General features: G+C 60.0%; 22 protein-coding genes. 1 reads left to right on the top strand and 21 read right to left on the bottom strand.

The features are described from left to right. From VI215_13015 to VI215_12915, 21 genes are all read right to left on the bottom strand, one after another. Positions 1-675 carry a DUF4159 domain-containing protein gene (locus tag VI215_13015; protein HEY6193237.1) on the bottom strand — a complete coding sequence of 225 codons (675 nt, stop codon included), beginning with the start codon at positions 673-675 and terminating at the stop codon, positions 1-3. A 449-nt stretch (positions 676-1,124) separates the two neighbouring features. Further along, entirely contained in the window at positions 1,125-2,300 is a 1,176-nt protein-coding gene (gene ftsZ, locus VI215_13010; GenBank protein ID HEY6193236.1) for a cell division protein FtsZ, read from the bottom strand. A 79-nt stretch (positions 2,301-2,379) separates the two neighbouring features. Continuing rightward, positions 2,380-3,621: a cell division protein FtsA gene (gene ftsA, locus VI215_13005; GenBank protein HEY6193235.1), complete on the bottom strand. Its 1,242-nt coding sequence runs from the start codon at positions 3,619-3,621 to the stop codon at positions 2,380-2,382. A gap of 49 nt (positions 3,622-3,670) precedes the next feature. Beyond that, the gene (locus tag VI215_13000) at positions 3,671-4,477 is read right to left on the bottom strand and encodes an FtsQ-type POTRA domain-containing protein (protein HEY6193234.1); all 807 of its coding nucleotides are present in this window, start codon (positions 4,475-4,477) and stop codon (positions 3,671-3,673) included. Further along, the gene (gene murB / locus VI215_12995) at positions 4,474-5,394 is read right to left on the bottom strand and encodes a UDP-N-acetylmuramate dehydrogenase (GenBank protein HEY6193233.1); all 921 of its coding nucleotides are present in this window, start codon (positions 5,392-5,394) and stop codon (positions 4,474-4,476) included. Before murB ends, VI215_13000 begins: the two co-directional genes overlap by 4 nt. A gap of 1 nt (position 5,395) precedes the next feature. Beyond that, positions 5,396-6,790 carry a UDP-N-acetylmuramate--L-alanine ligase gene (gene murC, locus VI215_12990; GenBank protein ID HEY6193232.1) on the bottom strand — a complete coding sequence of 465 codons (1,395 nt, stop codon included), beginning with the start codon at positions 6,788-6,790 and terminating at the stop codon, positions 5,396-5,398. Between the two features lie 49 nt (positions 6,791-6,839). After that, the gene (locus VI215_12985) at positions 6,840-7,202 is read right to left on the bottom strand and encodes a sulfite exporter TauE/SafE family protein (GenBank protein ID HEY6193231.1); all 363 of its coding nucleotides are present in this window, start codon (positions 7,200-7,202) and stop codon (positions 6,840-6,842) included. Positions 7,203-7,226: 24 nt separating this feature from the next. Beyond that, positions 7,227-7,733, bottom strand: a complete 507-nt coding sequence (locus tag VI215_12980; protein ID HEY6193230.1) for a hypothetical protein — start codon at positions 7,731-7,733, stop codon at positions 7,227-7,229. Positions 7,734-7,740: 7 nt separating this feature from the next. Beyond that, complete coding sequence (gene murG, locus VI215_12975) at positions 7,741-8,901, bottom strand: undecaprenyldiphospho-muramoylpentapeptide beta-N-acetylglucosaminyltransferase (protein ID HEY6193229.1); 1,161 nt, start codon at positions 8,899-8,901, stop codon at positions 7,741-7,743. Beyond that, a complete protein-coding gene (locus VI215_12970; protein ID HEY6193228.1) occupies positions 8,882-10,048 on the bottom strand; it encodes a putative peptidoglycan glycosyltransferase FtsW in 1,167 nt (388 codons plus the stop codon). Before VI215_12970 ends, murG begins: the two co-directional genes overlap by 20 nt. Positions 10,049-10,058: 10 nt before the next feature. Next, positions 10,059-11,492, bottom strand: a complete 1,434-nt coding sequence (gene murD / locus VI215_12965; protein ID HEY6193227.1) for a UDP-N-acetylmuramoyl-L-alanine--D-glutamate ligase — start codon at positions 11,490-11,492, stop codon at positions 10,059-10,061. After that, complete coding sequence (gene mraY / locus VI215_12960) at positions 11,489-12,613, bottom strand: phospho-N-acetylmuramoyl-pentapeptide-transferase (protein HEY6193226.1); 1,125 nt, start codon at positions 12,611-12,613, stop codon at positions 11,489-11,491. Before mraY ends, murD begins: the two co-directional genes overlap by 4 nt. Then, positions 12,613-13,116, bottom strand: a complete 504-nt coding sequence (locus tag VI215_12955; protein HEY6193225.1) for a hypothetical protein — start codon at positions 13,114-13,116, stop codon at positions 12,613-12,615. Before VI215_12955 ends, mraY begins: the two co-directional genes overlap by 1 nt. Then, positions 13,113-14,498 (bottom strand): UDP-N-acetylmuramoyl-tripeptide--D-alanyl-D-alanine ligase, encoded by a 1,386-nt coding sequence (gene murF, locus VI215_12950; GenBank protein ID HEY6193224.1) that lies wholly within the window; start codon positions 14,496-14,498, stop codon positions 13,113-13,115. Before murF ends, VI215_12955 begins: the two co-directional genes overlap by 4 nt. Then, positions 14,495-16,099, bottom strand: a complete 1,605-nt coding sequence (locus tag VI215_12945; GenBank protein ID HEY6193223.1) for a UDP-N-acetylmuramoyl-L-alanyl-D-glutamate--2,6-diaminopimelate ligase — start codon at positions 16,097-16,099, stop codon at positions 14,495-14,497. Before VI215_12945 ends, murF begins: the two co-directional genes overlap by 4 nt. Before the next feature lie 47 nt (positions 16,100-16,146). Next, positions 16,147-18,189 (bottom strand): penicillin-binding protein 2, encoded by a 2,043-nt coding sequence (locus VI215_12940; protein ID HEY6193222.1) that lies wholly within the window; start codon positions 18,187-18,189, stop codon positions 16,147-16,149. 36 nt (positions 18,190-18,225) lie between these two features. Further along, positions 18,226-18,666 (bottom strand): septum formation initiator family protein, encoded by a 441-nt coding sequence (locus tag VI215_12935; protein ID HEY6193221.1) that lies wholly within the window; start codon positions 18,664-18,666, stop codon positions 18,226-18,228. After that, on the bottom strand, positions 18,663-19,595 hold the full coding sequence (gene rsmH, locus VI215_12930; GenBank protein ID HEY6193220.1) for a 16S rRNA (cytosine(1402)-N(4))-methyltransferase RsmH: 933 nt from the start codon (positions 19,593-19,595) through the stop codon (positions 18,663-18,665). Before rsmH ends, VI215_12935 begins: the two co-directional genes overlap by 4 nt. A gap of 18 nt (positions 19,596-19,613) precedes the next feature. Next, a complete protein-coding gene (gene mraZ, locus VI215_12925) occupies positions 19,614-20,054 on the bottom strand; it encodes a division/cell wall cluster transcriptional repressor MraZ (GenBank protein ID HEY6193219.1) in 441 nt (146 codons plus the stop codon). Positions 20,055-20,328: 274 nt separating this feature from the next. Next, positions 20,329-20,985: a metallophosphoesterase gene (locus tag VI215_12920; protein ID HEY6193218.1), complete on the bottom strand. Its 657-nt coding sequence runs from the start codon at positions 20,983-20,985 to the stop codon at positions 20,329-20,331. Then, the gene (locus VI215_12915; GenBank protein HEY6193217.1) at positions 20,982-22,184 is read right to left on the bottom strand and encodes an SGNH/GDSL hydrolase family protein; all 1,203 of its coding nucleotides are present in this window, start codon (positions 22,182-22,184) and stop codon (positions 20,982-20,984) included. The genes VI215_12920 and VI215_12915 overlap by 4 nt, the downstream gene beginning before the upstream one ends. Positions 22,185-22,520: 336 nt before the next feature. Between VI215_12915 and VI215_12910 the strand changes: the two genes are divergently transcribed. Further along, the gene (locus VI215_12910; GenBank protein ID HEY6193216.1) at positions 22,521-23,234 is read left to right on the top strand and encodes a lysophospholipid acyltransferase family protein; all 714 of its coding nucleotides are present in this window, start codon (positions 22,521-22,523) and stop codon (positions 23,232-23,234) included. Positions 23,235-23,243: the final 9 nt, after the last annotated feature.

Raw genomic sequence — 23,243 nt, 5'->3', positions numbered from 1 at the left:
TTAATGTGTTAACGCCCAGGTGACGATATTTGTTCCAAAATGAAGCGCTTCCTCGCGTTTTGCCGGGGGGTCGCCGTGGACCTCGGCGTCGTTCCAGCCGTCGCTGGGGTTCGACTCATATGTATAATAGAGGACGAGCCTTCTGTTATGGAAGAGGCCGAACCCCTGGGCGGGCTTTCCGTTGTGCTCGTGGGTCTTGGGCGGGCCGTTCGGAAACTCGTACTCGCAGTGATAGAGTCCAAAGGAATAGGGAAGCTCCACGAGCTCCTGCTCGGGGAACACCTTCTTGATCTCGCGCCGGAAGGCCTTATCCATGCCGTAGTCGTCGTCCGCATAAATGAAGCCGCCGTTCTCCAAATAGGTCCGCAGCCGCTTGACCTCGAGGTCGGAGAACGAGATGTTCCCATGCCCGGTCATGAAAATGAACGGATAGGTGAAGAGCCGGTCATTCGTAATTTCGACGAACTCGTAGGCGGGTTCCACATCGATCAGGGAATGCTCCCTGACGAACGCCAGCAGGTTCACTTCCTCCTGCTGGTCGTTGTACCAATCGCCGCCGCCCGTATATTTCAGGCGCGCGATTTTGAAGGCGCTGGAAAGCTTCGCCTGTTGAGGCAGAACGCCGGCGGGAACAAGAAAAACGAGCACAACGACGAGGATGAGAGCGGTTTTCATGCTCTCATAATCTATCAATTCGAGGAGCGAGAAGCAACAAGCCAGATCCTTCGGTGGTGTTTCAATTTGACCGAACGTCTCTCCACCTCGTCATGCTGACATGCTCCTGGTCAGCATCTTTCAACTCTTTTATAAAGATCCCGACCTAAAACATGTCGGGATGACGAGATAAGATGAAGATGCGACGCTGCAGATCCTTCGGTCGCTGCGCTCCCTCAGGATGACAACCGCGGGGGTCTCGTTCCCATGCTCTGCGTGGGAACGAATATTTCGGCCGCTGCGCGGCCGGGGACGCGGAGCGTCCCGGTATGCATTCCGCCGCAGAGCGGCGGAACGAGATATCACAAGTAGCCGGCGCACCGATCGACCGGGTTTAACCGCCAGGGTCAACCGGCAGAGCGGCGCGCCATGCTATTCGGATGAAGAATTGTACCGGTTCAGTTCGTTCATCAGTCCATGATCTTGCGGAGAAACGCCGGCTTATCCGTATCCGCGTTGCTGTCGGTTTCCGGCTGGTCCATATCGTCCGACCGGAACGGGTTTACGGTGATTTCGATTCCTTTCCGCATGAACGCCGGTTCCTCGAGCCTCTGAAGATCCTGAAGCCCGACGGGAATCCGCTCGATCACCTTCGCCGTCTGCCGGGCGACCCGCACACCGCTTACGCCCCGCTTGTTGAAGCCCGTGGCGATCACAGTCACCATCATCTCGTCGCCGAGGTTCTCGTCGATCACCGCACCCATGATCACGTTCGCCTCTTCGCCTGCCGCCTCGTGGATCACGCTGACCGCTTCGTCGACTTCGACGAGCGACATCGTGGGCCCGCCGGTGACGTTGACGAGAACGCCGAGCGCTCCGGAAATCGAGACGCCCTCAAGGAGCGGGCTCGAAATCGCCGCATGCGCCGCTTCGATCGCGCGGTTTTCACCCGCCGCGACTCCCGAACCCATGAGCGCGTCGCCCATCTCGCGCATGATCGTACGGACATCCGCGAAATCGACGTTGATCAACCCCGGAATCGTAATCAATTCCGAAATCCCCCGCGTCGCGTTGTGAAGCACTTCGTTCGCGTGGTCGAACGCCTCCTGCAACGGCGTGTTCCGTTCGACGATCGAGAGGAGTTTCTGGTTCGGAATGACGATCAGCGTATCGACCTGCTTCTTCATCTCTTCGATCCCGGCTTCCGCCTGGGCCATCCGCTTCTTTCCCTCGCAGGTGAACGGCCGCGTGACGATGCCGACGACCAGCGCGCCGATGCTCTTCGCGATGTTTGCGACGATCGGGCCGCCGCCGGTCCCCGTTCCGCCGCCCATTCCGGCGGTGACGAACACCATGTCGCTGCCGGCGATCGATCGTGCGATCTCGTCGCGGTCCTCCTCGACGGCCCGCTGGCCGATCGAAGGATCCGCTCCCGCGCCGAGACCCCGCGTCAGGTTCTTCCCGATCTGGATCTTGTTCGGCGCCTTGTTGCGCTCGAGAGACTGCATGTCGCAATTGATCGCAAAGAAATCGACTCCCTGGAGCCTCTTGTCGATCATGCTGTTGATTGCATTCCCCCCGCCTCCCCCAACCCCCACCACACGGATCTTTGCTCCGTGGTCGAAGTAATTATCGAGCTCTATCACTAGTGTATCTCCTTATGTTAGTGAGTGAGTGTTTATTATATGTGATTTGATTTAATGCGTCTGTTTATTTTACAATCGGTTACAATTCGTCGAACCAGCTTTTCATCTTGAAGAGGATTTTCTTGACCGAGCCGCTTCCGTTTTGCCCGTTGTCGAAATGAAGCGGAGTCGTTTCCTTGTTCCGGAGCCCGTGAAGCACCAGGCCCACGCACGTCGCGTAGATCGGGTTTTCGATTTCCCGGACGAGCCCCGCATTGAACCCCCCCGGTATGCCGAGCTTCACCGGCATTCCCAGCACCTCGCGCGCCAGCTCCGAGGCTCCCTTAATGAGCGCGCCCCCTCCTGTCAAGACCACGCCCGCGGCAAGATGGCGCGAATAGCCGGAGCGTTTGATTTCCATCGCCGCAATCTCAAAGATCTCTTCCATCCTCGGCTGGATGATTTGTGCAAGGAGCCGCTTGTCGATTTCAAGCGGCGGGCGTCCGCCGATGCCGGGAATCGTGATCGGCTCGTCGTCGACGACGCTCGCCGCATACGCGAACCCGTGCAGGCACTTCAATTTCTCCGCCTGCTCGGTGAGGACCCCGAGCCCCTTCCTGATATCGTTGGTGACCTGGTTGCCCGCCACCGGAATGACGGCCGTATGCCGGATTGTCCTGTCTTCAAAGACCGCGAGGTCGGTCGTTCCGCCGCCGACGTCGAGAAGGGCGATGCCGACTTCCTCCTCCTCCTCTTCCAGCACGGCGTAGCTCGATGCCAGCGGCTCCAGCACCATGTCGCGGATCTGGAGCCCGGCGCGCTGCACGCACTTGTAGATATTCTGCGCCGCCGTCACGAGGCCGGTGATAATATGGACGTTCGCTTCGAGCCGTACGCCCGACATGCCCACGGGATCGCACACGCCGTCCTGCCCGTCGATGATGAATTCCTGGGGGATCACATGAATGATCCTCCGGTCGGAGGGGAGCGCGACGCGCTTCGTGTCCTCGATCAGCCTGTGGACGTCGGCCTGCGTAATCTCATTCTCCGGCCTGCTGATCGCGATCACTCCCCGGCTCTGAAAGCTCTGAATGTGGTCTCCCGCAATGCCGACGATGACCGACTGGATCTTGATCCCCGACCGAGACTCCGCTTCGGCGACCGCGCTCTGGATCGAACGGACGGTCTTGTCGATGTTTGTCACCACGCCGCGCGTCAGCCCGTCGGAAGGGCTCCTCCCCACGCCGAGAACGTTGAAACGGCCGCCTTCATCCGCCGAAGCGACGACGCTGCAGACCTTCGTTGTTCCGATATCGAGCCCGACAATTATTTCGTTATCCATTCCCGAGTTCCTTCCCTCATTCGCCTTGCGGTGGATGGTTCGATTCGCGTCATAGCGAAGCTTTCGTTGCCGGTTTGTCCGTTTGCTGGTTCCACTTTGCGACCACCTGGTCGTCGAACCGGAGATCGATCGACTGCAATTTCTCGGGCCCCTGCACTTTCACGACGTTCTGCCAGAACGTTTGAAGGAGATAGAGCTTTCGCAACGCGTCGCCGCGGCCGAAGATGATCGGGGCGCCCGCATCGACCGAAAAGAGCGTAATGTCTCCCCCGTGGTTCATGTTTATTTCCGAAATGAAGTGATAGAGGCTCGAATCGATCGCCCGCGCCTCGTGGAGGATCTCGAGGGCCTCGGCAATCTCCTTGTCGGCGACCACCTCTCCCCCTTTGGCATTTTGCACCCCGCTCACCCCGCTGATGATCGGAAGATCGAGCTTCAGGGCCGATTGCCGGAACGGCATCAGCACGCCCGAGGCGTCGATATACCAGACCTGGCCCCCGTTCACCGTCGCAATCGGTTCCCGCTCCTGAATCGAGATCCGCAGGAGGTCCGGGTATTGCCGGGTGACGCTCGCGACCTTGACGAACGGATTCGCCGCGATCCTCTGCTGGGCCGCGGCCAGATCCACATCGAAGAGCGGCGTGTTCATCGGCACGCGGCTCAGCGAGGTTATTTCCTGGACGCTGAGCGCGTGCAACCCTTCCACTTCGACATGCCGGAGCTTCAGCGATTTCTTCCACTCGTGCGAGAAGACGAAAATCGCGATCGTGCACGCGACCAGAGGCACCAGCAGCCACAACCCCCAGCGGTTCCGGGGCATGGCGTCGCGCTCCTGCACTTGAACCTGCGCGCTCATGAGTTGACCTCCCGGTAGACTTCGTTGGGAAACCCGACGAGCTTGACTTCAAGCTCCAGCGAGACCCCGAATTTCTCCTGCACGGTCCTCCGGATCACTTCGATCAGCTCCAGAATATCGTTGGCGGTCGCGTTCCCGAGGTTGACGACAAAGTTCGCATGCCGCTCCGAAACCTGGGCGTCCCCTCGTTTCATTCCCTTCATGCCCGCCTCGTCGATCAGCTTCGCGGCGAATTTTCCCGGCGGGTTTTTGAACATGCTCCCCGAGTTCGGAAAATTCACCGGCTGAGCCCGGTTCCGTTTCATGAGGAGCTCTTTCCGCCTGTTCGCGGTCTCCGTCCTGTCCCCCTGGGGGAGTTTGAACGAAGCCCCGAGAATGATGTCCTCTGCGAATCCGGAGCGGCGGTACGAGAAGCCCGCGTCCGCCTTCGCGACCCGGATGATCTCACCGTTGCGGAGGACTTCGACGTCGACAAGGTAATCGGAAATCTCGCCGCCGTAGGCGCCCGCATTCATCATGACACCGCCTCCGACCGTGCCGGGTATCCCGGGGAGCATTTCGACTCCCTGGAAACCCTGCTGGATGCAAAAATCGACGAACCGGACCATCGTGACTCCCGCATCCACGAAGACGATTCCGTTTTCAGAGCGCATCCCGGAAAGCCCGTGTTCGAGGTTCATCACCGCGCCACGGACCCCCTTGTCGCTCACGAGCATATTGCTCCCCTTGCCGAGCACGAGCACCGGGATGTTCTCCTGTTCGAGGAACGCGGCGATCGAGGCGACGTCTTCCTTGTCCGCCGGCTCGAGGTAGTAGTCCGCAGGCCCGCCCACGCGCCACGACGTGTACTTGCTGAGCGGTTCGCCGAGCCGGATCTGCCCGCGGAAATGCTTTCGTATGTCGTCGATTGTGATCACGTCAGGAACCCGGTTTCTTCTTCTTCAATTGTTTGAGAAATTCCTCCCCGTATTTCCAGATGTCTCCCGCGCCCATCGTGATCACGATGTCGTCCCGTTTCGTGATCTTCCCGAGAAGCCCCGGAACGGCCGCCTTGTCGGCGAGGTAGAACACTTCCTTGTGCCCGTACTCTTTTGCGGCGTTTGCGATCAACTCTCCGGTTATTCCCTGGATCGGCTCTTCGCGCGCCGGATAGACATCGGTCACCACGAGCACGTCGGAGAGGAGGAACGACTTCGCAAACTCCTCGTAAAAATCCCGCGTTCGCGAGTAGAGGTGCGGCTGAAACACGCACACGACCCGGCGCCGCCAGCCCGCCTTCACTCCCGAGAGCGTCGCCCGGCACTCCGTCGGGTGATGGGCGTAGTCGTCGTAGACGGAAATACCGTTGACTTCCCCCTTTTTCTCCCACCGGCGGTAGACGCCCGTAAACTTTTCTATCCCCTCCTTCGCCCGCTCGAACGGGACGCCCACTTCCAGCCCGACGGCGATCGCCGCGAGCGCGTTCTGCACGTTATGCCTGCCCGGAATCTGCAGAGTGACCTGCCCGAGCTCCCGCTTCTCCCTCATCACCGTGAACGTGGAGGTATTGTCTTTGAACCGGAGGTCCAGCGCCTGCACGTCGGCCTGCGGATTGATCCCGTAGGTGACCGTCTTTTTCCTGTTGAGGCGCGGCATGATATCCTGCAGCGCGGGCTCGTCGGAACAGAGCACAATGAACCCGTAAAAAGGAACCTTGTTCGCGAACTGGATGAACGCGCCCTTGATATCCTCGAGGTCCCGATAACAATCCAGATGGTCCGTTTCAAGCGTCGTGAGGACCGCGATCGTCGGCGTGATCGAGAGAAACGACCGGTCGAACTCGTCCGCCTCCACCACGATGAACTCGCCGTGGCCGAGCCGGGCGTTCGTTCCGCCGAGGCCGCTCAGCTTCCCGCCGACCACGACCGTGGGGTCGAGGCCCCCCTCCATCAGAATCAGGCTCACCATCGACGTCGTGGTCGTCTTGCCGTGCGTACCGGCAATGCCGATTCCGTACTTGAGGCGCATCACTTCGGCGAGCATCTCCGCGCGCCGGATGACCGGGATCTTCCGCTTCTGCGCTTCGACCAGTTCCGGGTTGTCGTGCGAGATCGCCGAAGAATAGACGAGCGCGTCGACATCCGGTCCGACATTCTGCGCCTTGTGGCCCTCGAAGATTTCGGCCCCGAGCGTTTGGAGGCGGTCGGTCACCTCGCCGGTCGCCCTGTCGGAGCCGCTGATCTTGAATCCCTGATCCAGCAGGATCTCGGCGATTCCGCTCATTCCGATCCCGCCGACTCCGACGAAGTGTATTTTTTTAATGGAGCTGAACATAATCCCGTGTAAATACCTCTTTTGATTTTTCCAGTCTCGACGCTTCGGGTCACTTTCCGATGATCATCCTCAACGAAATGATCAACAACGCGACCCCGAAGATCTTCCGCAACGAGTCCGCGGGAACCTGGTTCGCGAACGACCCGCCGAAATATCCGCCCACAAGGAAACCGACGCAGAGGAGCGCCGCGACTTTAAAGTCGACGTTCCCCGCCTTGTAGTACGTCCACGCCGCAAACAGCCCGATCGGAGGGAGCAGCATCGCGAGCGTGGTCCCCTGCGCCATATGCTGTTCCCATCCGAAGATGTAGACGAGCGCCGGAACGACGAACACCGCTCCCCCGATGCCGAGGACTCCCGCCAGCACCCCCACAATGAGCCCCAATAATATGTACGGAAGAGCCTGTATCATAACCTTCTCCTTGTCCGGTAAAAATCAGGGCCGGCCGACGTCGGGCCGTTTGCCCTTGGGAATACTCTGCGCGATGCGCTGCATCTCGGCGATGAGCTCTTTTTCGTGCTCGTACCTGCCGACCCTGATGCGGAACAATCGCCTGCGATGTTTCATTTTAAAGACGATCACCTGTGACCGGCCCGCGGTCTGAACTCTGCGTTCCCGGCCGATGTGAAACCATTCGATCGCCGAGAACGGAATCTCCCGCTCGTGAAACTTGTGGTGGAAGATGATCTTATCCGCCGCCACAATCAGCTTGCGGTCACGCGCCTTGTTCAACGCGAGCACAACGAACGAGATGATCACGAACAAAATAATGATGTACAGGATCGGGTCCGCCCCGAGCGACGGCAACCGCTCGAAGGTGATCGTTCCCCGGATTCCGCCGTACAACAACAGGGTCACAAGGTAGAGCAACGCCTGCTGATAATAAAAATCGAGTTTGTACTTAAAGACAGCGGCGCCGGGCGGCAACGTGTGTTCTTCCATCCTCCGGCTACCCCTTCGGCGACGCTGCATCCGGCGCGGGATGCCCGCTCCGCGCCAACCGGATCACATGCTCCGCAATCCGGAGGGCCGCATCCGGCTTGCCGAGCTTCCTGCTCCTGACGCTCATCTCGTTCAGCCGGTGTTCGTCGAGCGCGGCGATGATCCGTTCACCCAGCACCGCGAGGGATTCGTGATCGAAGACGACCTCCGCGGCGCCCGAGCCGGCCAGGGAGCGCGCGTTCTCCACCTGGTGGTTCGCGGCCGCATGCGGATAGGGGACCAGAAGCGCCGGTTTTCCCAGCCGCGTCAGCTCCGCGATCGTCGTCGCCCCGGCGCGGCACACCACGAGATCGCTCACCCGGTAGGCGTATTCCATCCTGTCGATGAACGCTCCCGTCCAGATCCGGCCTGCGGCGTATTGCCCCGCCAGGCGTTTTGCTTTCTCAATGTCATCCGGACCCGTCTGCCAGACGATCCGGAGACCGTGCCGCATCAGCATCTCCAGATGCGTTTCCATCGCCAGGTTGAGCGATCTCGCACCAAGGCTCCCTCCGACGACGAGGATCGTCTTGTTCCGGTCCGAGGGGTCGAACGAAAAGTACCTGCACGCTTCGTCGGGATTTACGCCGTCGAGATCGCTTCGCGTCGGATTTCCGGTGACAAAAACGTCCTCGGTCCGGTCGAAATACTTCTTCGAGCTCTCGAACGTCAGGTGCACCTCGTCCACCTTTCGCGAGAGGAGGCGGGTGGTGACGCCGGGGTAGCTGTTTTGTTCCTGAATCAGCGTCGGAACCTTCAGCATGACCGCGGCCCGAAGGACCGGGCCTGAAACATACCCGCCCGTTCCGACAACCACATCCGGCTTGAACCGTTTTATGATGGAAATCGCCTGCATCAGTCCGGCCACCGCTTTGATCGGAAAAAGTATGTTGCCCGCATAAAAACCCCTCCGAAACCCGCTGATCCAGATGGATCGAAACGCGTATCCCTTTTGCGGGACCACGCGGGCTTCGATCCTGTCTCTCGTGCCGATAAACATGATCTCCGCAGCGGGTTCGAGGCGCTTGACCTCGTCTGCGATTGCCAGGGCCGGGAAGAGATGCCCGCCGGTCCCGCCGCCGGAGAAAATTGCATGGAGCGGCTCCACATCAGTAGACCTTCCCGACATTTGCATCGCCGGCATTCACGGAGCCGACCACGGGAACCTGCCTCGCCCTCGGGTGCAGATCCGTTTGCGATGAAATATTCAGTAAGACTCCTATCGCACACGCCGAGAAGACCATCGACGACCCTCCGTAACTCACGAACGGCATCGGCAGGCCCGTCGTGGGAAGAATGCCGAGCGTGACGCCGGCATTGATCAACGCATAAAACGTGATGGCGCACGTAACGGCGATCGCGAGGTTCCTTCCGAAGATATCGCGTGCGAACCGGGCGATCCTGAATCCCCTGAACGCGATCGTCAGGAAGAGAAGCAGGCAGAACATCGTCCCGACGAACCCGTACTCCTCGCCGACGATGGAGAAGACAAAGTCCCCGTACGATTCGGGGAGGAAAAAATCACGCTGCTTGCTTTCCCCCGGACCGACCCCAAAGATCCCTCCGTTGCCGAACCCGAGGATTCCCTGCGAGGACTGGTAACTCGATCGCGCCCCCCCTCCGCTCCCGCCGAGGAAGGCCATGATGCGCGCGCGCCGGTACTCCGCGCTCAGGAGATAGAGTATCAGGATCGGCGTAAGAATGGCGAACGTAATGGCCAGGTGCGAGAATTTGGCCCGGCCGATGAACAGCATGATGAGGCTCAGGAAGAAGATCATAACGCCCATGCTGAAATTCGGCTGCAGCATGACGAGCGATGTGACGAGTCCGATCCAGACCATCATCGGGATAAACCCCCGTTTAAAATCCCGTATCAGGTCTCCCTTGGTCGCAATCAGCGAGCACAGATGAAAGAGCAGCGCGTACTTCGCGAATTCCGACGGCTGGAACCCGATGCTGCTGTACCGGAGCCATCTGGTCGCGCCTTTCGCCTCACCCCCGAGGACCAGGGTCACGAAGAGCAACGCCACCGCCGCGGCCACGCCCCACTTTGTCAGGCGCTGCAATTTGTGGTAATCGACCCGCAATCCGATGAAGAGGCCGAGCATTCCGAGAAGCACCTTCAGGGCATGGCTCGTCAGCATCCGCTCGCTCTCCCCGTACTTCGCGAGCGCGTAGCTTGCCGACGCGCTGTAAACCACCCCGAGGCTCAGAAGCATGAGCGCCAGGACGGCGACGAGCATCGCGAAATCGACGTGGTTGCGATGAAATTTCAAACCCTGTTCCTCATAATGAATTGACTATTTCTTTAAAGACGCGTCCCCGCTGTTCGTAGTTCTCGAACCAGTCGAACGAGGCGCACGCGGGCGAGAGAAGCACGACATCGCCCCGCGAGGCGAGCGACCGCGCCGCCCGGACCGCATCTTCCATCGAGCCGGCCGTCACGACTTTCTTCCGGCTCTCAAACGCGGTTCTTACCTTCTCCGCCGACTCACCGATCGCCACGATCGCTTTGACATGTTTGTCCACGAGCTCGTAGAGCTTCGAGTAATCGTTCCCCTTGTCCCGTCCGCCGAGCAGAAGGACGATCGGCTCCTCGAACGCCTGCAGGGCGTACCAGACGGAATCGATGTTCGTCGCCTTCGAGTCGTTCACATATCTGACTCCCCCGGTTTCCCGGACGAATTCGAGCCGGTGCTCGACGCCCTTGAAGTTTTTCAGCGTCGCCCTGAGAGACGGAGCGGACACGCCGAGCACCTTCGCCGCGAGCGTCGCCGCCATCGCGTTATAGAGGTTATGAACCCCACGGATGCTGATATCGGACGCGGCGACGATGGGAGTCCGCACCCCGCCGAGCAACACGACGAGATCACCATTTTCGACGAACGCGCCCTCGCCCGGCCCTTGCGCGAGACCGAACTCAAGGATCCGGACGGGCAGCGGTTGCCTCCGCCGTATCTGATCGCGCGTTCCCGGATCGTCGGCGTTCACGATCAGCACATCTTCGGCCGTCTGGTGTTCGAACACGCGGCATTTCGAGGCGGCGTAGCGGTCGAAGTCCCGCTCATACCGGTCGAGATGATCCGGAGTAATATTCAGAATGATCGAGACCGCGGGGTGAAAGCTTTCGGTGTGATCAAGTTGAAAGCTGCTCACCTCGAGCACCGCCACCGAATCTTTGTCGAGTTCATCCACCGCCGCCGAAAAGGCGGTGCCGATATTGCCCGCCACCACGTTCTTCCTCTTTGCGTCGTGGAGCATTCTGCCGATCAGCGTTGTCGTAGTCGTTTTTCCGTTTGTTCCCGTCACCGCGACCATCGGGGCCGGGCAAAACCAGCTAGCTATCTCCAGCTCGCTCAGGACGCGCAGGCCGCGCGACTCTGCCTGCTGGACGACCGGGAGGTTCGAGGGCACGCCCGGGCTGATCGCGAGCAGGTCCGCATCCAGCACCTTCGGGCCGTGCGCCCCGGTCTCGTACGGGATTCCGAGCGCGCGCAACTCCGAGAGCTGCGGCTCGAGCCGCGAGGCGGGGCCGCTGTCGCTCACGAACACGTCGGCTCCGTTCCGCTGCAGGAGACGGGCCACCGCCACGCCGCTTCGCGCCGCGCCGAGAACTGAAATATGTTTCCCCTGCACCGACCGGTCCGTCATCGTCTCGTCGTAGTCAAGTTCCTGTATCGATTCCCCGCCGCCGATTGTCGCCCCGTCACAGTTCATCATCGGACTTTGAACGTCGCAAGGCTCAGGATCATGAGCAGGATCGCCATAATGTAAAAGCGTGTGACGATTTTCGGCTCGGGCCACCCCTGCATTTCGAAATGATGATGGAGCGGCGCCATCTTGAAGATGCGCCTGCCTTCGCCGTACTTCCGCCTCGTGTACTTGTAGTAGTACCGCTGAATGATCACCGAGAGAGTCTCGACCAGGAACACTCCGCCCAGCGTCGGCAGGAGCAGTTCCTTTCTAATCAACACGCAAAGCGCGCCGACGGCCCCGCCCAGCGCGAGCGATCCCGTGTCGCCCATGAACACCTGCGCGGGGTATGCGTTAAACCAGAGGAACCCGAGGACTCCCCCCACCAGCGCGGCGCAGTAAATGCTGAGTTCTCCCGTGCCGCGCAGATACGGGATGGTCAGGTACTGGCTCAGGACGGCATTCCCCGAAACGTAGCTCATGACCGCAAGCGTCAGGACCACGATGCCGACGGTCCCGGCCGCCAGCCCGTCGAGGCCGTCGGTGAGGTTGACCGCGTTGCTGGTCGCGGTGATCACGAAAATGACCATCGGGATGTAGAACCACTGGAAGTCGATTTCCATATGTTTGAAAAACGGGACCGTCGTGCTCGATTTGATCTTCCAGAGGTCGGGGTCGATGTAGTTGGGATAGAAATAAATCACGCATCCGACGAACAACCCGACGGCGATCTGGCCGATGAGCTTGTATTCTTCGATCAACCCTTTTCGTTTCTTCCGGACGACCTTCAGGTAATCATCCAGGAACCCGACCGCCCCGAGGGAGGCGGTGACGACCAGGATGAGAAAGACATAGCCGTTCTTGATGTCCGCCCAGAGCGCCGCCGGCACGAGGATCGCTGCCAGGAGGATGAGCCCTCCCATGGTCGGCGTCCCGGCCTTGCTGAGATGCGACTTCGGGGCCTCGAGCTTCGCCGCTTCCCCGATCTGATGCTCCTTCAGCATGCGGATGATCTTCGGCCCGAGCCAGAAGGAGATGATCAGTGCCGTTATCGCTGCGGCGCCGGCCCGGACGGTGATATACCGGAACATCCCGAATCCCGGCGGGCTGTACTTGTGACGGATATATTCAAGAAAATAATAGAGCATTACTTCCCTACGCGACGAAAGACCCGTATCTCGCTGTTCGTCGAATCCTTCCCCTCAAATTTTTGGTCAACGTGAAGCCGGAGCGTGGAGCTGCCGGTCAACTCCCAGGTGTCGGTCTCCGTATAACGGCTTTCCCGCCCCGGCCGGCTTTGAATGACCCGGCTCGTCATGATCAGTTTTTGCCCGGTCGTCGTCCAGGTCGATTTGGTCCACCGCTTCGAACCACGCGCGGTGTCTTCCCGGTACCGTTCGTTCCCGTCGAAGACGTAGACCGACGGGGGAAGAACGACCTTCTGGCCCATCCCTTCGAACCCGACGATCACGGTCATCGAATCCGGGGTCTGCTGAATGTTCATCTGATAGACCTTCAGATTCTTAAAGGAGGGCGGGAGGTTCTTGCTCTTCACGATCGCCATCTTCCAGGTCCCGCCGAAATCGGCGCGGCGCTGCATCGTTCCGAGCATGGAGACGCTTAATAATACCACGAAAAGAACTCGCTTCATTTCGCTTTTCCCCCGCGCCGTTGTTGCAGTGCCATTGTCACCTCTTCCATTTTCATGCCGCGCGATCCTTTGATGAGAATAATGTCGGGTTCGGCCGCGAGGGCGAGAAGCGCCCTCGATAATTCGCCTTTTGTTCCGAAGTGCCGGCGGGTCCGGATCGCGGCGCTTTCATGAATGGCGGCCGCTCCCTTTCCGAACGTGAACAGGGCGTCGATTCCCATCCTGCCCACTGCCTTTCCGATTCGCTCATGCTCGGTCCGGGACGATTCGCCCAGCTCAAGCATGTCTGCGAGGACGACAATCTTCCTGCCGCTCGTCTTCATCCCCTCCAGCGTCCGGAGCGCGGTCAGCACGGAATCGGGGTTCGCATTATAGGTGTCGTTCAAAATCGTCAGCCCGGACGAGCGCAGCACTTCCATTCTTTTGCCCACACTCGAAAACGTTCCGAGCGCCCGGCCGATTTCCCGGGGCGGAACATCGAAGGACAAGCCGACGGCGGCGGCCGCAAGCGCGTTGACCGCGGCGTGAAGCCCCGGCGTCCTGAGGGCGACCTTGAACGCCCTCCGCGAGCGCGCCTTTACCAGGAATGTCGCGCACCCGTCCGGCCCGATCCCGGCAAGGGTCCCGCGCACGCTTCCCGCGGTGAAGCCGTAGGAGACCTTTCTCCGGAGCTTCTGCGCGATGGTTCGGATCCGGGGATCGTCGGCATTGACAAACCCCGTCCCCCGGGGCCGCAGCGCGTCGAACAGCTCGCCTTCGGCCCGGGCAACCCCGCTCAATGATCTAAAAAACTCCAGGTGTTCCCGGCCGATGTTCGTGATCACTCCGTGGGTCGGATCGAGTATGGAGCAGAGATGATCCAGCTCGCCGAAGTGGTTCGTCCCGATCTCAACCACCGCGAACTCATGGCGCCGGTTCAGCCGGAAGAGCGTCTGCGGGACGCCGATATGGTTGTTCAGGTTCCCTTCCGTGCTGAGCACGGAATACCGGGATCGGAGTACGTTCGTGATCATTTCTTTCGTCGTCGTCTTGCCGTTGCTCCCCGCAACCGCGAGGAACGGGATGTCGAATTTCTTCCGGTACGCGTGCGCCAGTCCGCCGAGCGCCTTCGTGGTGTCGTGGACGACAAGGAACGGACGCTTCCGGTACGCGTGAATATTCGCCCTCCGGTCGACGACCGCGCAGGCAGCCCCGCGCCGGAAAGCGGTTTCGACGAACTGATGGCCGTCGAAACTCTCGCCCCGGATGGCGACGAAGAGCTCTCCTTCATTCACCGACCGGGAGTCTGTCGAAACATCCGTAAACGATTTCCTCCGGAGCCCGTCGATATTCCACATCGCGGTGTGCTCGATGCCGAGCAGGTCGGAGAGCGACAGCTTCATGCCTGCGAACGGACGAATGCATCGACGACTTCCCGGTCGCTGAAATGGATCTTCCGGTCGCCGATGACCTGGTAGTCCTCGTGCCCCTTTCCTGCGATCAGCACAACATCCCCCTTGGCGGCCAACCGGAGCGCCGTTCCGATGGCCTCCTTCCGGTCGGTTTCCCTGTACGTCGTCGATCCGGGACGCACTCCCGTCATGATCTCGTCGATAATCCGTTCCGGATCTTCCTGCCGGGGATTGTCCGACGTGACGACCGTGATGTCGCTCATCCCGGTCGCCACCCGGGCCATCTTCGGCCGCTTCGTCCGGTCGCGGTTTCCGCCGCACCCGAAGACGGTGACGATTCTGCCGCCGCCCGTGCCGACCACGTCGCGCACCGCGGCGAGCGTTTTCTCGAGCGCATCGGGCGTATGCGCATAATCGATCACGGCCGTCCAGCCTTTCGGGGAGGCGACGGTCTCGAACCGCCCGCGCACCCGATTCATCGTGCCGATCGCCTTCTGCATGGCCGGCTTCGGAATTCCGAGCGCGATGCCCGTTCCGAAGGCCGCAAGGATATTGCTGACGTTGAACCTTCCGACCAGCGGCGTCTCGATCGCGGTCTCCTCGCCGGAGTGGGCGATGGTGAATGCCGTCCCCCTCATCGAAAGCGATATTTTCGTGGCACGGACGTCGGCCGCGCTTTGAATCCCAAAGGTCAACTTGTTGCCCCTCGCGGCTGCGAGCATCTTCCCGCCCCACTCGTCGTCGAGATTGACGACGGCCCAGGCGCCGGGGTCAAGGTTCTCGAACAGGATTTTTTTTGCTTCAAAGTAGCGTTCCATTGTGCCGTGATAATCTAGATGATCCTGCGTCAGGTTCGTGAAGACCGCGGCGCGATAACCGAGTCCGTAGACCCTCCTCTGCTCCAACGCGTGCGACGACACTTCCATCACAACCGCCGAGCAGCCCTCGCCCAGCATTTGTGAGAGCAGCCCGTTCAGCTCCAGCGATTCAGGCGTCGTGTGCGTCGCGGGCACCACCCGGTCGCCGATCGCATACTCGATGGTACCGATGAGCCCCGCCTTCGATCCCCGCGATTCGAGTATCGATTTCAACAGGTACGCGGTTGTCGTTTTTCCGTTCGTTCCCGTCACCCCGACGAGCTCGAGCCCGCGGGAGGGGTTGCCGTAAAAAGCGGCCGAGAGCTGCGCGAGAGCAATCCTCGAATCCGGTACGACGACTTTTGCGACGCCCGCGTGCATGAAGTACGAATCCGGCAGCGCCCGGTCGTCCTCCAGCACAACCACTTTTGCCCCTCTCTCCACCGCGCCGGCAATAAACCGGTGCCCGTCCTGCGCGCTTCCGCGGAGCGCCACGAAAAGGTCTCCCCTCTCGACCTTCCTCGAATCGTATTGGAGAGCGTGAACCTCGACGTCGTGGGTGACGACCATCTGGCCGTACATCGTCTGGAACATCTTGGCGACGGTCACTCCTTCGAGCAACTTCGATAACATCATGGGACACGCTTCATTCCAGACCCTGTATTCCTCAATCGGGGACTGCGGCGCAATCTCGACCTCTCCCGATTCCCCGCCGCAGTTTCGATTCCAATTCATGTCGTTCCGATCTCTGGCCAATCACCGGCCGATCGCCGCGCCGCGTTTCAATTGCCGAGGAAGGCGGCCGATTTGGACTGGCATGTGAGGAGAACTCGCATTCCTGGTTTTGCGGACGATCCCCCCGCGGGAGACTGGCTCACCACGACGCCGGAGCCGTTCACCACCGGCACGAGCTTTCCGGTTCCGAGGAGGTTCACCGCGCGGCGCAAACTGAATCCGCGCACATCCGGCACGATTCCCGCCGCCGCAACCTGGCGGTCCGGAGCCGCGGCAACCGTCTCGTCCCGGTCTCTCTCGTCGCCGCCCCCGGTGCGGGGAGTGTTTTTCACGATGACCTGGTTATTCGGCACCGCGGGAGCGAAGAGCTCGGACCGGTTCAGGAGGCGCTGGGCGATGGCCCGGAACACCGGAGCGCTGGTCGCGCCGCCGGTGTAATTTCCTCCGCGGGGATTGTCGAGCATCACGAGGCAGAGAATCCGCGGATCGTCGCTGGGGAAGAACCCGACAAACGACGCGGTGTAGCTCCCCTGTTCATAGTGACCCTGGACCATCTTTTTTGACGTGCCCGTCTTCCCCGCGATTTTCACGCCGGGAATCGCCGCGGGCTTTCCCGTTCCCTTCGTCACGACACCCTCAAAGAATCCCGTCAACGTCCGGGCCGTCGCGGGAGAGATCACGCGCCTGATTTGTTCCGGCTGTCCGGAACGGACGACGAGCCCCGCCTGGTCGGTTTCCCTGGCAAAAATGTACGGCTTCATGAGCATCCCGCCGTTCGCGACGGCGGCATAGGCGGTCGCGATCTGCAGCGGCGTGACTCCGACCTCGTACCCGAACGCGATGGTGTTCAGTGTCGTTGCGGACCAATCGGCCGGCTTTTTCAGCACCCCGTTCACTTCGCCCGGAAGTTCGATATTCGTGGGAATGCCGAACCCGTAATCCCGCGCCATCTTGTACAGGCGCTCGCTCCCGACGATATCGCTCACTTTTGCCATCACGATGTTGCTCGAAAACTCCATCGCCTCCATGAAGGTGATCCACCCCTCCTTATGGGTGTCCACAATCGTGCGGGGCTTGCTGTTCAGAACGGGCACGACGTACGTTCCGTTCTCCGCGAAGAACCGTCTCTCGGGCGCGACAAGCTTGTTCTCCAGCGCAGCCGACGCGGTCACGATCTTGAAGACCGATCCCGGCTCGAAGAGATCGGTCACCGCGCGAAGCCGTTGCTGCTCGAGGGGATAGTTCTTGAAGTTGTTCGGATCGACCGTCGGGCATTGCGCCATCGCCAGTATTTCGCCCGTCCCGGGACGCATGATGATCGTGATCCCGCCGTCGGCGTTAAACTGGTCGACGCCCTTCTTGAGCTCCTGTTCGGCGATCTGCTGCACTTCCATGTCGATCGTGAGCGAGATATCCGAACCGTTCACCGGCTCGACGCGGGGGAAGTCGACGGACGGTCGGGCGCGGCCGAGCCCGTCGCGCTGAAAAATGACGCACCCCTCGACGCCATGAAGGTCCGCGTCGAACTTCGATTCGATCCCCGCGATTCCCTTGTTATCGAGGTCCGTGGAGCCGATCAGCTGGCCCGCCACCTGGTCGTGGTAGAGGCGCTTGGGCTCGTAGCGGACGACAAGCCCGTCAAATTCATGCGGATCGATCTTCTTGAGGCTGCTGACGCTCACCAGCCGTTCGAGCCAGACGAACCGGGAGTCCGAGCGGAGCTTCTCGAGGTAGTAGCCCGCCGGTTTGCCGAAGAGCTTGGAAAATCTCCTGGCGATGGCTCTCGCATCGTCCGCCGCCAGCTTCGGATCCGCCGCGTATGACACGAGCGATGTGTTGGACGCGATCATCGCGCCGTTGCGGTCCGTCAGCGTCCCGCGGGCCGCGGGAAGATCGACCTTCGCCTGGTATTGCTTCTGCGCGATGCCGCGGTACTTTTGATAATCCACGACCTGGACTTGAGCAAGCCGCAATCCCACCAGCGCGAAGAATGCCAGGATCAACCCGAGCACGATCCTCACACGCAGGGTCACCGGCCGGAGCGATCCTGCGGTATTTCCGAGCGGGGCGTTGTTTTCCTGATAGCTCATCGGTGCGTCTCTGATGATCCGTGGATGATTCGGATGTTAGTGTGATTCGAGTTCGTCGAGCTTCTCGCCGTCGATTTCAATCCAGGCGGGCTGCTCCTTGGGGTACGTGAGGCCGAGCTGGGTTGCCATCCTTCCGATCCGCTCGAGCGTCGACTTCTTATTGATCTCGGCCTGCAGCAGCGCGTTGGCGTTCATGATCTTTTGATTCTGCGCCTGCAGCTCATTCACCTCGATGGCCAGTCTGTCGACGCTTATTTTTGTCCACACATAGAAGACGATCATCAGCGAAACTGCGACGAGCGTCGCGATGACCGTGAATGCGGAACGCTTGGGGCGTTGTACAGGCCGGTTGCTGCGCGGGGCAACCTCATACACAGGTTCCGCGGGGGGCTCACCGTTATAGACATAGCGCCGTTCCGCCGTCGCGCGCGGGGCGGGAAGTTCGACGGTCGTGCCGGCGCTTTTCATATTGTTCATATTCTCTCCGCGGCCCTCAGCTTGGCGCTGCGGGACCGTGTGTTGAGGGCGAGTTCTTCGGACGAAGGCACGACGGGCTTCCGCGTGAGCACGCTCAATCGCGGCACCGCCGGCCGGTCGGGGAGGAGCTTCGTCCCCGACGCCACCGAAGTCTTCGATTCATCCCTGAAAAACGTTTTTACGATCCGGTCTTCCAGCGAGTGGTAGGAGATCACTACCAGCCTTCCGCCCGGAACGATGAATTCCAACCCGCCGGACAACGCCCGGGGGAGGTTTTCCAGCTCCCTGTTGACTTCCAGCCGTATCGCCTGGAAGACTCTTGCGAGGGTCTGTTGCGGATTTCCGCCGGTCGCCACCGGGCGTATCAGGGCCGCGAGTTCGTCCGTCGTATCGATGGTCTTGCTCCGGCGCCGCTGGACGAGGAGCTTTGCGATCCGGCGTGCTCCCCGCTCTTCTCCAAATTTCCAGAGTATCTCCGCGAGCCGCTCCTGCGGGTAGGTGTTGATCACGGTCCACCCGTCCGGTTCGTGACTCCGGTCCATCCGCATGTCGATCCGGTCGCCGGACTGGAAACTGAACCCTCTCTCCGGTGACCCGATCTGGTGCGAGGAAACGCCCAGATCAAGGAGCATTCCGTCCATCCGCCCGATTCCGGCGTCTCTGAGATTCCTGCCGATGTTGGCCGCGTTATCCCTGATGAGCGTGACACGGTCTCCGAATCTCTTGAGGCGTTTGCCCGCAAACGCGATCGCATCCGAATCCATGTCGAACCCGATGAGTTTTCCGTTGGGGGAACTCTTCATGAGAATCTCTTCGGCGTGGCCTGCTCCGCCGACCGTGCCATCCACATAGACGCCGCCCGGCACGGGCCGGAGGTAGTGAAGAACGGAATCGACAAGGACAGGAGTGTGGTAATCACCGGGTATCAAGTTCTCTTGTTCATCTCGCTATTTCATGACCTTCGCGGCGATACTCTCGTACGTTTCCGGCTGAGAGTTTCGGTATTCGACGTACACCTGAGGGTTCCAGAGTTCGATCTTATCGAGGGTTCCGATAATCCTGACCTCGCTCTCGATGTTGGCATATTCCCTCAGTTCCTGGGGGATTGATAGGCGGGCCTGGGCGTCCAGCTGGCTCTCCGAGGCGAGCTCGAGAAGCGCTCTGATGAACCGGCGATGCTCCGGATCATACCCGGATAAATTTCGCAAATTTTCTTCCAGCCTGTTCCACTCGTCGATCGGGTAAACGAAGAGACATTTCTCGAAACCCCGCGTGAGAACAAATGTGTCATTCGTGTCGGGAGAGACATATTTCCGCAGCTTGGCAGGCAGATTTACGCGCCCTTTTTCGTCCACAGAATACATATATGAACCCTTGAATGATGACATTGCTTCAGCTAGCCCTGTTCGTAATTCTATCCTTCAAAACAAAATGATTTCCACACCATTATTACCCACTTTTCCCCACTGTGGTTTACCAATGTAGGGTTTTTCGATTGAAAGTCAAGCAAAATAATGCGGAAATACCACTTTTAGATATTTTTAATGGTACCGGTGCGGCATGCCCAATGGCGGTCTCCAGAAATGCTCATTTTTTGCGAATTTCGAGGGGGAGAAAGGGGGGATTTTGGGGTGGGAGCAGGGGGAGTTCGGCGCTACTCCATCAGTGCCCGAGCTGGTGGTTCTCGATCGTGATTTCCTCTCCAATATCGATGGTGGCAAAATACCCGTTCATCGCCGCTCCGCAGTTGACGATCCGGCTTCCTTCCAGACGATCCTGCCCCCGGCCCTCGTGGATGTGGCCGCAGACCACGACGGCGGGAGAATTCTCTTCAATGAAGTCGCGGACCGCCGTGCTCCCGACGTGAATGCCCATGTGGATGATGTCCACCCTGGTTCCATACGGAGGGGCGTGGGGCACGAACACCTTGACCGGACACTCCCGCACCTGCAAAAAGCCGGCTTCGATCCGCCGGGCGATCTCTTCCTCGCTTATCTCGTAGGGGGTGTGCATCGGAGAGACGGGCGCCGCGGAGACTCCAAAAAAGCCGATCCCGTCGATCTTGACTCCCCTGGAATCGAGAGAGACTCCCACCCTCGCCATCATCTGGTCATGCTGGGGCAAATCCATGTTTCCGGAAACGGAGAAAATCCGTCCCGGGCCGGTTTGAAATAACCTGATCGCTTCCTCGGCCTCCTTCACGGATCCCGCCGTGGTCAGATCGCCACCGATCAGAACCACGTCCGAGGGATGCCGGTCGATGATCTCCTTCGCCTTCTTATACGCTCCGTGGATGTCCGTGAGTGCGAGAATCTTCATGGGGACACAAGGATCTCATGGAGCCGCGCGGCCACGAACCGGGCGATGAGGGGAAATGCCGTATCGCGGTAATGCACCTCGTCCCGGAAATACGTCAGTGATTTGGGGAGTTCTCGTTCAAGATCGATCAAGGGCACCCGGTTTCGGGCCGCGATCGCCCGCACCGTGTCGTTATATTGCCTCATCCCGTTCAGCACCGTTTCGCTGCTCCAGGCCAAAGTATCGTTCACCGCTTCCACTCTGATCATCCAGATTGCAGAAAGCTCGGCTTCAGTCATCTCGGGCTTGAGCAGGCAGGGCTCGGTCATGAGCACCACCCGCGTGCTGTCATTCCGCGCCAATTCAATCAACGATTCGATGTTTCGCGCATACGCCGCCGCGCCCGGGAATATTCCGGTGGTGAGCGCCTGCCGGGGGCGGGCAAACCAGAGCGCGGGGATGACGTCCCCGAGATAGCGCCAGAGACTGCGCCGGTTGATCACCCTGTTGACCGGCCCATAGAAATGTCCGTAATCTTCCCGGAAACGGCCGTGGCTGAAATATGAAAAGTCCGCGTTCTGCAGAAGGTCGTTGACCGACTCCATATACAGGACGACCGACGGCCTGTGCCTCCTGAGATTGGTCTCATAATTGATCAGCGTATGGAGCGAGGTGTACCACTGTCTCCCGCGGTTATACACCTCCACATGTTGCATTCCGTATCCGGTCCGGAGTTCCCGTTCGACCCGCGAAGGCCAATCCACACCAGAGCTGTCGGCAAGCTCCGTCGTCGATCCCCCCACGCAATACACCGAGAGCGCTCCGGGCTTCCTTTCCTGCGAAACGCTGTCATCCGCGGGCATCAACTGGAGATACGGGTGATACTGGGCGTGATGGTTGTCGGCCCAATGCTGATAGTAAATGTCTCCGACCGTATAGGCGACGGAGAGGGTGATCAGCGCGGTTACGATCAGCAATGCCACGGAGGCGCGATCCACCTTCTGCCGGCGCACCTGGACGTAGAGCATGACCGTCCCGGCATACAGGAGCGGGAGACAGATCCGGATGAACCACAGGATCTTCCGTGTGTGTGTCCCATAGGAGAGAATGTATGGATCGGGAAAGAAAAATCCCGCATAGAAATAAATCGCGGCCACGGTGAGTGCGCCGATGACGAGGTGATCGATTCTCCTGAGGGGGATGCCTGATGGAAGAGTCATAAAATCAAACCATTGTACTAAGCGTGCTCGACAAATTCAAGCCGCCTTATCGGTTGTCATCCTGAGGGAGCGCAGCGACCGAAGGATCTCGCGCCTCGAAGGATTGAGATCCTTCGCTACGCTCAGGATGACAATCCTTCTTGATTTTCAGCCCTCGTTTTTGTAAATTAATCAAACCACGATGTCGTTCACTCGTCGCGAGGGCAAGACGGTGCCAGGCAATTCCGCTGATGTGTTCCGCCACGCAACGCCGAGCCGCCCCCTGATCCCTCACCATCCTTACCCGGCCGATTCGTTGTTCGTCTCTCTTCTTGGGAAATTTCCGGGGTTTCTGCAATGATCCTCTCGGCCGTGAGGGTGGTGCTCGCTGCTCTCTTTACGGCCTTCATGGCCGCGATCATGACGCTGACATCGCTGGTGATCAGGTCCGAGCGCGCGTACTATTCGATGGCCCGGTTCTATTCCCGCACCGTGCTCGCCTTGTGCGGCGTCGATCTCATCGTCGAAGGGGTGGAGCGGGTTGATTTCAATCAAAATCACGTTCTGGTCGCGAATCATGCCAGCATGTTCGATATTCCCGCTGTGATCGCGGGCCTCCCGGGCGAAGTCCGGATCGTCTATAAAAAAGAACTTGAACGGATTCCGGTATTCGGGTGGGGCCTGCGCTATGGAGGAACATACATCGCGATCAACAGGCGGAACAGACAGGAGGCGATGCACGGGCTGGAGGAGGCCGCGGCGAAAATCACCCGCGGCGGCGGCTCCGTCCTGATGTTCGGCGAGGGAACGCGCACAGAGGACGGAAAGCTGCAACCGTTCAAGCGCGGGCCTTTTAATCTGGCTGCGAAGGCCGGCGTTCCGGTCGTCCCGCTCACGATCAACGGCAGCTATAAGATCATGCCGAAGGGGTCCCTCCGGATTGAGCCCGGAACCATCACGCTTGTGGTCGAACGGCCGATACAACCGCGCGGCTCGAACGGAAAGAGCTCGGAGCTTGCGATGCGCGACGACGTTCACGCCGCAATCGAACGAAATTACAAGAATCAGTAGGAGGGTCTC

It is taken from the genome of Bacteroidota bacterium (assembly GCA_036522515.1).
Taxonomy (GTDB): Bacteria; Bacteroidota; Ignavibacteria; order UBA10030; family SZUA-254; genus VBOC01.
The sequence above is the reverse complement of the archived record's forward strand: the minus strand, read 5'-3'. Positions and strand labels throughout refer to the sequence as shown.

Bases quoted from the DNA above. Each gene is read 5' to 3' on its own strand.
- VI215_13015 (HEY6193237.1), bottom strand. From the start codon at position 675: ATGAAAACCGCTCTCATCCTCGTCGTTGTGCTCGTTTTTCTTGTTCCC.
- ftsA (HEY6193235.1), bottom strand. From the start codon at position 3,621: ATGGATAACGAAATAATTGTCGGGCTCGATATCGGAACAACGAAGGTC.
- VI215_13000 (HEY6193234.1), bottom strand. From the start codon at position 4,477: ATGAGCGCGCAGGTTCAAGTGCAGGAGCGCGACGCCATGCCCCGGAAC.
- murC (HEY6193232.1), bottom strand. From the start codon at position 6,790: ATGTTCAGCTCCATTAAAAAAATACACTTCGTCGGAGTCGGCGGGATC.
- VI215_12985 (HEY6193231.1), bottom strand. From the start codon at position 7,202: ATGATACAGGCTCTTCCGTACATATTATTGGGGCTCATTGTGGGGGTG.
- VI215_12980 (HEY6193230.1), bottom strand. From the start codon at position 7,733: ATGGAAGAACACACGTTGCCGCCCGGCGCCGCTGTCTTTAAGTACAAA.
- murG (HEY6193229.1), bottom strand. From the start codon at position 8,901: ATGTCGGGAAGGTCTACTGATGTGGAGCCGCTCCATGCAATTTTCTCC.
- murD (HEY6193227.1), bottom strand. From the start codon at position 11,492: ATGATGAACTGTGACGGGGCGACAATCGGCGGCGGGGAATCGATACAG.
- mraY (HEY6193226.1), bottom strand. From the start codon at position 12,613: ATGCTCTATTATTTTCTTGAATATATCCGTCACAAGTACAGCCCGCCG.
- VI215_12955 (HEY6193225.1), bottom strand. From the start codon at position 13,116: ATGAAGCGAGTTCTTTTCGTGGTATTATTAAGCGTCTCCATGCTCGGA.
- murF (HEY6193224.1), bottom strand. From the start codon at position 14,498: ATGAAGCTGTCGCTCTCCGACCTGCTCGGCATCGAGCACACCGCGATG.
- VI215_12945 (HEY6193223.1), bottom strand. From the start codon at position 16,099: ATGAATTGGAATCGAAACTGCGGCGGGGAATCGGGAGAGGTCGAGATT.
- VI215_12940 (HEY6193222.1), bottom strand. From the start codon at position 18,189: ATGAGCTATCAGGAAAACAACGCCCCGCTCGGAAATACCGCAGGATCG.
- VI215_12935 (HEY6193221.1), bottom strand. From the start codon at position 18,666: ATGAACAATATGAAAAGCGCCGGCACGACCGTCGAACTTCCCGCCCCG.
- mraZ (HEY6193219.1), bottom strand. From the start codon at position 20,054: ATGTCATCATTCAAGGGTTCATATATGTATTCTGTGGACGAAAAAGGG.
- VI215_12920 (HEY6193218.1), bottom strand. From the start codon at position 20,985: ATGAAGATTCTCGCACTCACGGACATCCACGGAGCGTATAAGAAGGCG.
- VI215_12915 (HEY6193217.1), bottom strand. From the start codon at position 22,184: ATGACTCTTCCATCAGGCATCCCCCTCAGGAGAATCGATCACCTCGTC.
- VI215_12910 (HEY6193216.1), top strand. From the start codon at position 22,521: ATGATCCTCTCGGCCGTGAGGGTGGTGCTCGCTGCTCTCTTTACGGCC.